Genomic DNA, 12,440 nt, shown 5'->3' with positions numbered 1-12,440 from the left:
GCGCTCCTCCTGGGGGTGCGTGGGCATGGGGGGGGTGACGAGGGGGTGGGTGAGCGTGGGGGCCGGGCTTCAGACGGAGTCCGCGGCGAGCAGCGCCTCCACGGCGCGTTTGGGCACCTCGAGCAGGGCCCGCGCGGCCGCCTCGGCCGCTTCCGGGTCCCCGGAGGCGATCGCGTCCACGACGGCCTGGTGGTCGCCGGGCACCAGGCGCGGCATCTCCCGGTCGCCGAGCGCGGTGACCAGCGCCTCGCGTACGGTCCTGCTGAACCAGGCGTAGGTGGCGCTCAGCGCCGAGTTGTGCGCCGCGTCGACCACGGCGGTGTGGAACGCGACGTCGTGCTCGGCGTACAGCTCATGGCGGTCGGCGTCCGGCTGCCCCGCGGCGTCCTCCAGGGCCGCCTGGGCCGCCAGGGCCGCGCGCATCCGCGTCAGGTCGGCGGGGCGGTGGCGCAGCGCGGCGAGCCGCGCGCCCTCCGCCTCCAGCGCGACGCGCAGCTCCAGGACGTCGCGGATCCCGGCGCGCCGCAGCCCGCGCATCACCGCGGCCGGGTCGGTGGTGGAGACCACGAAGGTGCCCTCGCCCTGCCGGGACCGGAGCATCCCGTCGTGGACGAGCACCCGCACCGCCTCGCGGACGGTGTTCCGGCCGACCTGGAGCTGCTCGGCGAGCGCGTGCTCGGTGGGGACGCGGTCGCCGACCTTCCACTCGCCGCCGGTGAGCTGGGCGCGCAGCTGCTCGACGACCGTGTCCACGAGGGACTGCCGCCCCGCCGCCCGCAGCGCCATGCGCATCCCTTCCGAAGCCCCTGACCGGTTGCCCAGTCATCCTACAAATCTGTTTGCAGTGTACACCTTCCTTGGCGGCGGGTACGTCCGTGGCCGGGGCCGCTGTTCCGCGCGGCCCCGGCCAGGTTCGGTTTGAGTCAGTGAGGGCCCGGTTCGATGAGGGCCCGGCCCGGTGAGGGTCCGGCTCAGGTACGGGCCGGCTCCGCCGGGGGTACGGCCTTGGCCGCCGGGGCGCCGGGCTTCGCCGGGGCGCCCGGCCCGCCGCGCACGACCGCCAGCACCAGCAGGCCCGCCGCGAGCGCGGCGACGCCGGATATCAGGCAGATGCGGTCGAGCCCCGCCACGAAGGACTCCCGCACCAGCGCCTTCGCCTCCGCCGCCCGCCCCGCCGGGGCGGCCGTGATCACCGCGTCGGCGTGGCCGCCGCTGATGGCGTCGGCCGCCTGCCCGGCGGCGCGCTGCGGGACGGCTCCGCTGTCGTCGACGGCGTCCCGTACCCGCGACGCGAACACGGTGCCGAGGACGGCGATCCCGAGCGCGTACCCCAGCTGGCGGAAGGTGTTCACGGCGCCGCTGGCCATCCCGGCGCGCTCCGGCGGGGCCGCCCCGAGCGCGGCGGACACCAGGACCGGCATGGCCAGGCCGATGCCGAGCCCGGCCAGCAGCAGCCCGGGGACGAAGGCCGTCCAGTCCGAATCCGCCGTCAGCAGCGCGGTGGTGACCAGCGCCCCCGCGCCCACCAGCAGCAGCCCACCGCCGAGCGCACGCCCTGGAGCGACGCGTTCCAGCACCCGCCCGCCGGCCGCTCCGACGATCAGTGCCATGCCCGCCATCGGGGTCACCGAGAGCCCGGCCTGCACCGGGCTGAGGCCGAGGACGGACTGCAGCCACATCCCCGCGTAGGTGAGGTACGGGAAGGCGGCCGCCTGCAGCAGCAGGGCCGCCGCCATCAGCACCGCGAAGGTGGGGCGGCGCATCAGCCCCAGATCCAGCAGCGGCTGCCGCTTCCGGCGTTCCACCAGGACGAAGACGACCAGCGCGAGGACGGAGGCCACCAGCGAAGCGACCGTGCCGCCCTCGGACCAGCCCTCCTCACCGCCTCGCATCAGCCCGTACGTCAGAGCGCCGGCGCACAGCGTGAAGGACGCAGCGCCCGGCCAGTCGATCCGCGCGCCGGCGGCGCCGCGCGACTCGCCGACCGTACGGAGCGTGATCCACATCGCGATCGCCGTCAGCGGCAGATTGACCAGGAAGATCGCCCGCCAGTCGGCGTACTCGGTCAGCAGCCCGCCAAGCACCGGGCCGACCGCCGCGGCCGCCCCGCTGGTCCCGCCCCACACGCCGAAGGCGACGCCGCGGTCGCGGCCGGTGTAGGTGGCCATCAACAGCGGGGTGTTGGTGGCGAACATCGCCGCCGCCCCGACGCCCTGCACCCCGCGGGCGGCGATCAGCACCCCGGTGTCCGGGGCCAGTCCGCAGGCCAGCGAGGAGAGCGCGAAGACGGCCAGCCCGAGCAGATACAGCCGGCGCCTGCCGAAGAGGTCGGCCGCCGAACCGGCGGCCATCAGCAGGGCGGCGAGCGCCAGCGAGTAGATGTCCATCACCCACTGGAGGGAGGTGAACGAGGCATCGAGGCCGTGCGCGATCTGGGGCAGGGCCGTGTTCACGATCGTGACGTCGATCAGCAGCATGAAATTGCCGAGGGTGATGGCCGCGAGCGGCCACCATTTGCTCCGCATGACGAACTCCGAGTTCCACAGCGAGTGGGGCCCGGCCCGACGCCGTACCCCCCGTGACGTCCACGGTCGTCAGTCGTCCCGATCTCTTCCAGCCAGCGCGGCTTGGGTGGCGTGATCCGACAAGAGGTAACCTTTCGCGGTGAATTCCGACGCCCGGCTCACCCAGGAGGCCCACGACGACCTGGACCGGCAGCTCGTCCAGGCCCTCCAGCTCGACGGCCGGGCCCCGTTCAGCCGGATCGCCGATGTGCTCGGCGTCTCCGACCAGACCGTGGCGCGCCGCTACACCCGGCTGCGCACGGCGGGGAAGATCCGGGTGCTGGGGCTCACCGACCCCGTCGCGCTCGGCGAAGTCGTCTGGCTGCTGCGGGTGCAGTGCGCCCCGGACGCGGCCGTCTCGGTGGCCGAGGCGCTGGCCCGCCGCCCCGACACCTCATGGGTGAGCCTGCTGTCCGGTGGCACCGAGATCGCCGCCATCACGCGCGCGGCGTCCGGCGAGGACAGCGACGCCCTGCTGCTGCGCAAGCTGCCCCGCACCCCGCGGGTGGTGGGGGTGGCCGCGCACTGCGTGCTCCACGAGTACTTCGGCGGGCCGGAGGGCCTGGTCAGCAAGTCCGGCATGCTGACGCCCCGGCAGATCGAGCGGCTGACCCATCCCGTCTCGCCCCGCCCGCCCGGTCCTCCCGTCGCGCTGGACGAGGGCGACCGGCGGCTGCTGGGTGTGCTGGCGCGCGACGGGCGGGCGGGGCTGGCCGAGTTGGTGGCCGCCACGGGCTGGTCGCAGTCGACGGTGCGCCGCCGCCTGGCCGAACTGCGCTCCGACGGCACGCTCTACTTCGACGTCGACTACCACCCCCGGCTGTTCGGCCACGGCTCCACGGCCGTGCTGTGGCTGTCGGTGCCCCCGGCCGAGCTCGCGGCCGCCGGGGAGGCGGTGGGGGCGCACCCCGAGGTGGCCTTCGCCTGTGCGACCACCGGGCCGCACAATCTGCTGGCGATCGTGGTGTGCCGGGACGTAGGGGCCCTGTACGAATATCTGACCACGCGGGTCGCCGCGCTGCCGGGGGTGCGGGGCATGGAGACCTCCCCGACGATCCGCCGGATCAAGGGCCCGGGCCCGCTGCTGCTGTCGCCGCGCGGCCCGGCGCGGCGCGACCCCTGAGACTCGGCCAAATGCGCTGATCACACGGTCACTTGGAGGAATCTCCCAAAGCCCGGTGGTTGAACTCTGTTCAAGCAGACGACTCAATGAATCTTGACGGTTGTCAGGGACCTGCCGAAGTCTTGGCGTGCACCACGCGCACCGCCTCGTACTCGCTCCATCTCCCTTACCTACGGCCTCATGTGAAGTGCCGTCAGAGACATCGGAGGAACCGATGCGCCGTCTTGCCACGAGCCTCGCCGCCACCGCGGTCGCCGCAGCCGCCACCGTGGCCCTCTCCGGGCCCGCCCACGCCGCGGTACCCGCGGACAAGTCGCAGGTGCTCTCCAGCTGGACCCAGACGAGCGCCGGCAGCTACAACGCCTGGCTCGCGGCGCGCAACAACCAGGGCGCCTGGTCCGCGTACCAGTTCAACTGGACGACGGACTACTGCAGCAAGTCCCCCGACAACCCCTTCGGCTTCCCGTTCCAGACCGCCTGCGCCCGCCATGACTTCGGCTACCGCAACTACAAGGCCGTCGGCGCCTTCGACGCGAACAAGTCCCGCCTCGACAGCGCCTTCTACGAGGACCTCAAGCGGGTGTGCGGCGCCTACAGCGGGGCGAAGAAGACCGCCTGCAACAGCACCGCCTGGACGTACTACCAGGCGGTCAAGGCCCTGGGCTGAGCAGCCGCTCCAGCACGAGGGCGATGCCGTCCTCGCCGTTGGAGGCGGTGATCTCGTCGGCGACGGCCTTGAGCGCGGGGTGCGCCCCGGCCATCGCCACGCCGTGGGCCGCCCACTGGAGCATCGCTATGTCGTTGGGCATGTCGCCGAAGGCGATGGTGTCGGCCGCGGTCATCCCGAGGCGGCGGGCGGCCAGCGACAGGCCCGTCGCCTTGGTCAGCCCCAGCGGCAACAGCTCCACCAGCCCCGCGCCCGCCAGGGTCACCCCCACCAGGCCGCCCGCGGCCACCCGCGCCGCCTCGGCCAGCTCGTCGTCGCCCAGCCGCGCGTGCTGGATGTAGAGCTTGCTGACGGGGGCGGACCACAGGTCGGCCCGGTCGTCGAGCGACCGGGCCGCTCGCTCCGCGGGGTGCACCCGATACCCGGGCCCGAACAGCACCTTGCCGTCGAGGCCGTCCCGGGCCACGGCCAGGAACAGCGGGCCGACCTCCGACTCGATCTTCTCCAGGGCCAGCGCGCCCAGCTGCCGGTCCAGCGTCACCGAGGTCAGCAGCCGGTGCTCGCCCGCGTGGTAGACCTGCGCGCCCTGCGCGCACACCGCGAGCCCCCGGTAGTCGAGGTCGTCGAGGATGCGCCGGGCCACCGGCACCGTGCGCCCGGTGACCACGATGTGCGCCGCGCCCGCCGCGGTGGCCGCGGCGAGCGCCGCCCGGGTGCGCTCGGAGACCGTGTGGTCGTCGCGCAGCAGGGTCCCGTCGAGATCGGTGGCGATGAGCCGGTAGGGGAGAGCCGGCTCACTCATCGGGCGACCGGCTCCAGGACCTCACGCCCGCCCAGGTAGGGGCGCAGGACCTCGGGCACCCGCACCGACCCGTCGGCCTGCTGGTGGTTCTCCAGCAGGGCGACGATGGTGCGCGTGACCGCGCACAGCGTGCCGTTGAGCGTCGCCAGCGGCCGTACCCGCTTGTCCTCGCGCATCCGGATCGACAGCCGCCGGGACTGGAACTCGGTCGTGTTGGAGGTCGAGGTCAGCTCGCGGTACTTGCCCTGGGTCGGGATCCACGCCTCGCAGTCGAACTTCCGCGTGGCCGAGGCGCCCAGGTCGGCCGAGGCCAGATCGACCACCCGGAAGGGCAGCTCGAGAGAGGTCAGCCACTGCTTCTCCCACTCCAGCAGCCGCTGGTGCTCGGCCTCGGCCTCCTCCGGCGTCGTGTAGACGAACATCTCGACCTTGTCGAACTGGTGCACCCGGAAGATGCCGCGGGTGTCCTTGCCGTACGAGCCGGCCTCGCGGCGGAAGCAGGAGGAGAACCCGGCGTAGCGGCGCGGCAGCTCGGCCGCGTCCAGGATCTCGTCCATGTGGTACGCGGCGAGCGGGACCTCGGAGGTGCCGACCAGGAAGAGGTCGTCCTTGTCGAGGTGGTAGACGTCGTCCGCGGCCTGGCCGAGGAAGCCGGTGCCCTCCATGGCCTTGGGCTTGACCAGGGCCGGGGTGAGGACGGGGGTGAAGCCCGCCGCGGTGGCCTGCGCCATCGCCGCGTTGACCAGCGCCAGCTCGAGCAGGGCGCCGACGCCCGTCAGGTAGTAGAAGCGCGAGCCGGACACCTTGGCGCCGCGCTCGGTGTCGATGGCGCCGAGTAGCTCGCCGAGCTCCAGGTGGTCCTTGGGGGTGATGCCCTCGGCCGCGAAGTCGCGCGGGGTGCCGACCGTCTCCAGGACGACGAAGTCGTCCTCGCCGCCGATGGGCACGTCCGGGTGGACCAGATTGCCGAGCTGGAGCAGCAGCCGCTGGGTCTCCTCAGCGGCCTCGTCCTGCGCGGCGTCGGCGGCCTTCACCGCGGCGGACAGCTCGCCCGCCTTCCTCAGCAGCTCCGCCTTCTCGTCGCCGGAGGCCTTGGGGATGAGCTTGCCGAGCGCCTTCTGCTCGGCGCGCAGCTCGTCGAAGCGGACGCTGGACGACCTGCGCCGCTCGTCGGCGGAGAGCAGCGCGTCGACAAGGGCGACGTCCTCTCCACGGGCACGCTGGGAGGCGCGCACACGGTCGGGGTCCTCACGGAGCAGGCGAAGGTCAATCACGTCACCAGGTTACCGGTGTGCACATCCGGTGCTCGACGCGATATTCCCTTGCCTCACGCTTTGCTCACTTTTGTGGTGATAGGCATTCCTGGGGATTGGCCTGTCCGTGTGCGCTCGCGCATCGCCGGGGAAAGCGCGCGCATTCCCTGAAATGGGGCACAGGGGCGGACGCGGTGTCCGGCTTTCCTTGTGCGAACGGGGAGTTGGCCTTCGCGTTGTCCACAGGCCGGGGCGCGGTGACGCAGGTTATCCACAGGCTGTGTGTGAGTTCTGTGGATGTCGGGCTGATCATCTGGTACGCGAAGTGCTCGGCGCAGGATTCCCCTCTCAAGCCTCGTTCACACACTCTTCCGGGTGGGATTCGCTCACTCCGGGGAGTCGGTCGGGAGAAAAGTGATGACGTGAGGGTGAGTGTCTGACGGTAGGCGGGTTGGGGCGAGCTGGGTGATGTGTCGATTACGCCGGGTTGATGTGTCGACTTGTCCCCAACCCGCGCCCCGCGCCTGTGGATAACTCCGTCGGGCCGGAGGCCCGAGACGCCAGGCACCGGGCCCGAGGCCCCAAGACGGCAGGCACCGGGCCCGCAGGCACCGGGCCCGCAGGACTCAGACCCGGCCGTCCTGGCAGCGGGCCAGCCACTCGTCCGCCGCCGCGAAGTCCTCGTCCGCGGTCCCGTGGCGCAGCGGGGACATGTCCGACGGCTTGACGCCGGCCCGCGGGTACGAGCCCAGGAACCGCACGTTCGGGCAGATCCGCTTCAGCCCCATCAGGGCCGATCCGACCCTGCGGTCCGTGATGTGCCCCTCGAGGTCCACCGAGAAGAAGTAACGGCCGATGCCCTCACCCGTCGGGCGTGACTCGATGCGCACCAGGTTGACGCCGCGCGCCGCGAACTCCTGCAGCAGCTCCAGCAGCGCACCCGGATGGTCGGCGCCGAGCCAGATCACCACGGACGTCTTGTCCGCACCCGTCCGGGCGGCGGGCCGCGCCGGGCGGCCGACCAGCACGAAGCGGGTCGCCGCGTTCTGCGCGTCGTGGATGTCGGTGACCAGGGGTTCCAGGCCGTACGTCGGCGCCGCGAACTCCCCGGCGAACGCCCCGTCGTAGCGGCCCTCCTGCACCAGTCGCGCCCCGTCCGCGTTGGAGGCGGCCGACTCCCACACGGCGTCCGGGAGATTGGCCGCCAGCCACTTCCTGACCTGGGGCTGGGCCACCGGATGACCGGTCACCGTCTTCAGCTCGGTGAGCTTCGTGCCCGGCCGCACCAGCAGCGCGAAGGCGATCGGCAGCAGCACCTCGCGGTAGATCATCAGCGGCTCACCGGTGGCCAGCTCGTCGAGCGTGGCGGTCACCCCGCCCTCCACCGAGTTCTCGATGGGCACCAGCGCGGCCGCCGCCGCCCCCGACCGCACGGCGTCGAGCGTCGTCGGCACCGACACCATGGGCGTCAGCTCCCGGGTGGCGGCCTCCGGCAGCGACCGCAGGGCGGCCTCCGTGAAGGTGCCCTCGGGACCGAGATAGGTATAGCGGCTGGCCGACATCACGCTGACTCCCTGGAACGGACGAGAACCGTCACGATACCCAGCGCCCGGCCGAAGGCGCGGCGGTTCACTCTTCCAAGAGTGCCTGACCGACGTACTCCCCCGGAGCACAGCCGCCCGGCACCGCGAACAGCGCGCTCGCCTCGTGCCGCAGGAAGCGCGACAGCCCGTCGCCCCGGTCCAGCTTCCGCTGCACCGGCACGAACCCCTTCATCGGATCCGCCTGCCAGGCGATGAACAGCAGCCCGGCGTCCGGCGCGCCGTCCTCCCGGAAGCCGTCGTGGTACGAGAAGGGGCGGCGCAGCATCGCCGCGCCCTGGTTCGAGGCGGGCGCGGCGACCCGTACGTGCGCGTCGCCGGCGATGGCCAGCGATCCGTCCGCGTTCACCTTGTCCAGCTGGACCGGGGTGGTCTCGGTGCCGCCGGACAGCGGGGCGCCGTCCGACTTGCGGCGGCCGATCACCTTCTCCTGCCGCTCCGGGGGGAGGTGGTCCCAGGAGTCGAGGAGCATCCGGATCCGCCGCACGACCGCGTACGAGCCGCCCGCCATCCACGCCGGCTGACCCTTCGCGGGGACGAAGACCCGCTGGTCGAAGTCGTCGTCCGTGGGCTTGGGGTTGTTGGTGCCGTCGATCTGCCCCATCAGGTTGCGGGCGGTCATGGGGCGGGAGGTCGCTCCGGGCGTGCGGTTGAAGCCGTTCATCTGCCAGCGCACCCGGGCCGCCCCCCGCGCCTCGCGCTGCAGCGCGCGCAGCGCGTGGAAGGCGACCAGTCCGTCGTTCGCGCCGATCTGCAGCCACAGGTCGCCGTTGCTGCGCTTGGGGTCGAGCGCGTCCGCGGAGAAGTCGGGGAGCGGCGCCAGCGCCTCGGGCAGCCGGTCCTTCAGCCCCACCTTGCCGAAGAAGGTCCGGCCGAAGCCGAAGGTGACGGTCAGTGACGCCGGTCCCGCGTCCAGCGCGATGCCCGTGTCGTCCGCCGGGGCCCGGCCCGCCGTCAGCTCCTCGGCCGTCTTCGACCAGCGGCGCAGCAGGGCGGCGGCCGCCTTGCGGTCCGCGCCGGGCGCCAGGTCGAGGGCGACCAGGTGGCCGTGCGCCTGGAGGGGGGTGGTGATGCCCGCCTGGTGCTCGCCGTGGAAGGGCTCGGCGGTCGAGCCGAGGGAGCTGAGCGGGTCGGGCTCGCTGCGGGCCGTCTCGGAGGCGTACGCCCCGGCCGCGCCGCCCGCGACGAGCCCGGCGGCGCCGACGGCGCCGGCCGTGCCCAGCAGGCGGCGCCGGGAGATCGGGGACAGGGGTTCCGGCTGGGTGTTCGGGGTCGTGCTCATTGGCCGATCTTCAGGTTCCTGGTCTCCGTCACCTGGTCGATGTCGGAGGTCCGTACGGTCAGGGAGAGCCGCCAGGTGCCGCCCATGGGCAGCTGGAAGCTCTTGGCGCTCCAGTGGCCGGCGGAGAGGTGCTCCAGGGCCACCGGCAGCGGGCCGAGGTTCTTCTTCGGGAGGGTCAGGGACACCTTGACCTCCTCCGCGTCCACCGGCCGGTCGGCCCGGTCGAAGAGGAAGACGTGGACGAGGTTGTCGCCGGGGAGGGCCGGGTCCAGCATGAAGACCGCCTTGCCCCGGCCGCTCTTGGGCCCGGTGTCGTACGGGATCTCCACGCTGATCGGGTCGACGGACGGGGTGGTCTCCGCGATCGCGCCACCGGCCTTCGCGCCCGCGCTCGCGGCCCGGCCGGGCTGGGTCCCGCTGAGCACGGTGGCCACGGCGAGCAGCACCACGGCCACGATGGCCTCGGCCACGACGGAGCGGTAGAGCGAGCCGCGCGCGAGGTCGCCGTAGCGCCTGCGCAGGGTGGTGGCCTTGGCGACCGCCGCCTTCTGGCGGGCGAGCTGGGCGGTGCGCACGGGGTCGGCGGGCTCGGCCGCGGTCTGGCCGCTCTCGCCGTCCTCCTCGCTCTCCTCGTTCACCTGGGCGGTCGTGTCGTCGGTCGCCTCCTCGGTCGTGTCGTCGGTCGTGTCGGCGGGTCCGTCCGCGAGACGGGCCGTCCAGCGGCGGGAGACGGCCGCGATGGCGAGGAGCACCCCCACCAGGCCGATCTTGACCAGCAGCCAGCGCCCGTAGTCCGTGCCGGTCAGCGCCGACCAGGAGCCGACCTGCCGCCACGACTGGTAGACGCCGGTGAGGACGAGGGCGACGACCGAGCCGAAGGCCAGCCGCGAGAAGCGGCGCACGGCCGCCCGTTCGATCGGCTCCCCCGCGCGCAGCGTCGCCACGAGCGCCCCCAGGCCGCCCAGCCACACCCCCACGGCCAGCATGTGGACCACGTCGACCGGCATCGCGAGCGCGGACTGGATGCCGACCGAGGCGTGCTCGGCCATCGCCCAGGTCGCCGCGAGGCCCACCGAGACGACGGTGCCGCCGAAGGCGAGCCCGAACGCCAGGTCCTGGCGCCGGCGCGGATCGGCGTCGGCCGCGCGGCGCGCGTACGAGCCGAAGAGGACGGCCAGGAAGACCGCCGCCGCGCCGAGCAGCAGCAGCCGCGACAGCAGCGCCGCGCCCGGCTTGGTGGACAGCACGTCACCCAGCCCGCCGAGGTCGAAGACCCCGCCGATGCCCTTCCCGTCGGTGTACGGGCCGCGCAGCAGCAACAGCAGCAGGGTCGCGGAGAACAGCGTCACCCACCCGCCGACGGTGACTTTCTGGACCGGTCGGGAGGAGCGGCACAGCCCGGCGAAGACACAGCCGCCTACGAGCGCCGCGAATCCGCCGTAGGCGGCGTACCGCCCGATGTCGTACAGCGTCTCGACCGTGGTGTCGGGGCCCGCGTCCGAGGGCACCTTCGCCTTGGTCTTGGACGGCGCCCCGATGGAGAAGGTGAACGCCCCCGCGACCGGGTGACTGTCCTCCGAGACCACCTTCCAGGCCACCGTGAAGGTGCCGTCCGGCAGCCCGGAGTGCAGCGCCACGGCGGCGGTCGACGACCGGCCGCCCACATGGGCGGGGCCGCCGGTGTCCACCCGCTTGCCGTCCGGGTCCAGGACGCGGACGGAGTCGCGGGAGAGCAGCACCCCCTCCGAGAAGGTGAGCCGCACCTGTGAGGGCGCGGTCTTGACCACCGCGCCGTCGGCGGGGTCCGTCGCCGTGAGCGCCGCGTGCGCGGACGCGGGGGACGCGCCGACGCTGAGCGCGCACAGCAGCGCGGTGAGCAGGGCACCGCAGATCGACAGCAGCCGCCTGGCGGTCGGCCCGAGGGCCGGCCGGCCGGCGGGCCCGGTGGCCCGCCTGGCGGTCACGGAGGGGGGCAGCGTGGTCATCGGGTGTCAGTCCTTGGGGCGGTACGTCGTCGGCTCGACCGGGACCTTGATCTCGATGGGGTCGGAGGAGGCGAAGTGCAGGGTGAAGCTGACCTTGTCACCGACCTTCGGCTTGTGGGTGAGGTTTGTCAGCATCAGATGATCTCCGCCGGTGGCCAGCCGGAGCTCCCCGTCCGCCGGGACCTTCAGCGACGCCACCCGCTTCATCCGGGTGCCGGTGGTGGTGTGCATGGTGACCTCGGCGGCCAGGGGGGTGGTGACGGAGGTCAGCCGGTCGGCGGCGCCGCCCTTGTTGGTCACCGTCACATAGCCCGCGGCCATGTCGGGTGTCGGGGGCTGGGGCATGTACGCCCCGCTGACCGACAGCTCCGGGCGGTCGTCGCCGCCCCCGCCCCCGCCGCAGCCGGCGAGGGCGGCGGCCAGGGCCAGGCCGAGCGCGGCGGCGGCCGTCCGCCGCGCGCCGGCCGCCGGCCCCGTCACGGGTTCTGCCCCTTGACGAGCTTCGGCAGGTCCTTGGCGTACTGGTCGGCCGTGGTCTCCGTGGTGTAGATCCAGTGGTTCTTGTCGTCCTTGGGGGAGAAGCCGATCACCTCGGCGCCGTGGTTGACGGTGATGCTGCCGTCCTTCTCCTTCTTCGGCTTCTCGACGAGGATGCCCAGCGGCCGCGCGGCGGCCTGGATGGTGTCGAAGTCGCCGGTCAGCCCGACGAAGTCCTTGCCGCCCTGGCCGTCCAGCCAGGAGCGCATCCGCTTGGGGGTGTCCCGGGCGGGGTCGGTGGTGACGAAGACGACCTGGAGCTTGTCGCGCTCGGCCTTGGGGAGTTTCTTCTCGGCGATGCCGATGTTGCTCATGACCAGGGAGCAGACGTCCGGGCAGTAGGTGTAGCCGAAGTAGATCAGGGTGGGCCGGCCCTCGGTCTCCTTCACCAGGTCGTACTTCTTGCCGTCGGTGTCGGTCAGGACCAGGTCGGGCTTGGCCTTGGGGCGGTCGAGGACGATCGCGTGGCCGGGCTTGGTGTTGCCGCCGGAGACCTCGGCGGCCTGCTCGGCCTTGTCGCCGTCGCCGCCGCCGTCGCCGGAGCCGCCGCAGGCGGTGAGGGTGAGCGCGGCGGCGGTGACGAGGGCCGCGCCCAGGTATGTGGTGCGCATGGAGTTCGTTCTCCG

The 12,440-nt window shown here is 73.0% G+C and carries 11 protein-coding genes; 2 read left to right on the top strand and 9 right to left on the bottom strand.

All coding sequences use genetic code 11. The features are described 5' to 3' along the window. Positions 1 to 69: 69 nt before the first annotated feature. Complete coding sequence (locus tag ABFY07_RS25385) at positions 70 to 786, bottom strand: FadR/GntR family transcriptional regulator (RefSeq protein ID WP_346176700.1); 717 nt, start codon at positions 784 to 786, stop codon at positions 70 to 72. Between the two features lie 185 nt (positions 787 to 971). Continuing rightward, positions 972 to 2,525, bottom strand: coding sequence for an MFS transporter (locus ABFY07_RS25380; protein ID WP_346176699.1), 1,554 nt, complete (start codon positions 2,523 to 2,525; stop codon positions 972 to 974). A 139-nt stretch (positions 2,526 to 2,664) separates the two neighbouring features. On the opposite strand from ABFY07_RS25380, the gene ABFY07_RS25375 reads away from it, so the two are divergent. Both ABFY07_RS25375 and ABFY07_RS25370 read left to right on the top strand, forming a co-directional pair. Beyond that, on the top strand, positions 2,665 to 3,687 hold the full coding sequence (locus ABFY07_RS25375; RefSeq protein ID WP_346176698.1) for an Lrp/AsnC family transcriptional regulator: 1,023 nt from the start codon (positions 2,665 to 2,667) through the stop codon (positions 3,685 to 3,687). 214 nt (positions 3,688 to 3,901) lie between these two features. After that, positions 3,902 to 4,354, top strand: a complete 453-nt coding sequence (locus ABFY07_RS25370) for a phospholipase (protein WP_346176697.1) — start codon at positions 3,902 to 3,904, stop codon at positions 4,352 to 4,354. On the opposite strand, the gene ABFY07_RS25365 is transcribed toward ABFY07_RS25370, so the two are convergent. The 7 genes from ABFY07_RS25365 to ABFY07_RS25335 all read right to left on the bottom strand — a co-directional run bounded on the left by ABFY07_RS25365 (position 4,338) and on the right by ABFY07_RS25335 (position 12,425). Then, positions 4,338 to 5,156 carry a Cof-type HAD-IIB family hydrolase gene (locus ABFY07_RS25365; protein WP_346176696.1) on the bottom strand — a complete coding sequence of 273 codons (819 nt, stop codon included), beginning with the start codon at positions 5,154 to 5,156 and terminating at the stop codon, positions 4,338 to 4,340. The two genes, ABFY07_RS25370 and ABFY07_RS25365, sit on opposite strands and share 17 nt — an antisense overlap. Beyond that, positions 5,153 to 6,430 carry a serine--tRNA ligase gene (gene serS / locus ABFY07_RS25360; protein ID WP_346176695.1) on the bottom strand — a complete coding sequence of 426 codons (1,278 nt, stop codon included), beginning with the start codon at positions 6,428 to 6,430 and terminating at the stop codon, positions 5,153 to 5,155. The genes ABFY07_RS25365 and serS overlap by 4 nt, the downstream gene beginning before the upstream one ends. A gap of 605 nt (positions 6,431 to 7,035) precedes the next feature. Further along, positions 7,036 to 7,971, bottom strand: a complete 936-nt coding sequence (gene pheA / locus ABFY07_RS25355) for a prephenate dehydratase (protein WP_065961846.1) — start codon at positions 7,969 to 7,971, stop codon at positions 7,036 to 7,038. Between the two features lie 67 nt (positions 7,972 to 8,038). Beyond that, positions 8,039 to 9,292 carry an iron uptake transporter deferrochelatase/peroxidase subunit gene (gene efeB / locus ABFY07_RS25350; RefSeq protein WP_346176694.1) on the bottom strand — a complete coding sequence of 418 codons (1,254 nt, stop codon included), beginning with the start codon at positions 9,290 to 9,292 and terminating at the stop codon, positions 8,039 to 8,041. Next, on the bottom strand, positions 9,289 to 11,277 hold the full coding sequence (locus tag ABFY07_RS25345; RefSeq protein ID WP_346176693.1) for a copper resistance protein CopC: 1,989 nt from the start codon (positions 11,275 to 11,277) through the stop codon (positions 9,289 to 9,291). Before ABFY07_RS25345 ends, efeB begins: the two co-directional genes overlap by 4 nt. A gap of 6 nt (positions 11,278 to 11,283) precedes the next feature. After that, positions 11,284 to 11,757: a copper chaperone PCu(A)C gene (locus ABFY07_RS25340; protein WP_346176692.1), complete on the bottom strand. Its 474-nt coding sequence runs from the start codon at positions 11,755 to 11,757 to the stop codon at positions 11,284 to 11,286. After that, the gene (locus ABFY07_RS25335) at positions 11,754 to 12,425 is read right to left on the bottom strand and encodes an SCO family protein (protein ID WP_346176691.1); all 672 of its coding nucleotides are present in this window, start codon (positions 12,423 to 12,425) and stop codon (positions 11,754 to 11,756) included. Before ABFY07_RS25335 ends, ABFY07_RS25340 begins: the two co-directional genes overlap by 4 nt. Positions 12,426 to 12,440 lie beyond the last annotated feature (15 nt).

Origin of the sequence: Streptomyces sparsogenes subsp. cuspidosporus (assembly GCF_039532705.1) — a bacterium.
Lineage (GTDB): Bacteria > Actinomycetota > Actinomycetes > Streptomycetales > Streptomycetaceae > Streptomyces > Streptomyces sparsogenes.
Note: the sequence above shows the minus strand (reverse complement) of the source record. Positions and strands in the feature narration are given on the sequence as shown.

What these genes read in the sequence shown, in the direction of transcription:
- ABFY07_RS25385 (WP_346176700.1), bottom strand. Translation starts at nt 786, where the DNA reads ATGGCGCTGCGGGCGGCGGGGCGGCAGTCCCTCGTGGACACGGTCGTC.
- ABFY07_RS25380 (WP_346176699.1), bottom strand. Translation starts at nt 2,525, where the DNA reads ATGCGGAGCAAATGGTGGCCGCTCGCGGCCATCACCCTCGGCAATTTC.
- ABFY07_RS25370 (WP_346176697.1), top strand. Translation starts at nt 3,902, where the DNA reads ATGCGCCGTCTTGCCACGAGCCTCGCCGCCACCGCGGTCGCCGCAGCC.
- ABFY07_RS25365 (WP_346176696.1), bottom strand. Translation starts at nt 5,156, where the DNA reads ATGAGTGAGCCGGCTCTCCCCTACCGGCTCATCGCCACCGATCTCGAC.
- pheA (WP_065961846.1), bottom strand. Translation starts at nt 7,971, where the DNA reads ATGTCGGCCAGCCGCTATACCTATCTCGGTCCCGAGGGCACCTTCACG.
- efeB (WP_346176694.1), bottom strand. Translation starts at nt 9,292, where the DNA reads ATGAGCACGACCCCGAACACCCAGCCGGAACCCCTGTCCCCGATCTCC.
- ABFY07_RS25345 (WP_346176693.1), bottom strand. Translation starts at nt 11,277, where the DNA reads ATGACCACGCTGCCCCCCTCCGTGACCGCCAGGCGGGCCACCGGGCCC.
- ABFY07_RS25335 (WP_346176691.1), bottom strand. Translation starts at nt 12,425, where the DNA reads ATGCGCACCACATACCTGGGCGCGGCCCTCGTCACCGCCGCCGCGCTC.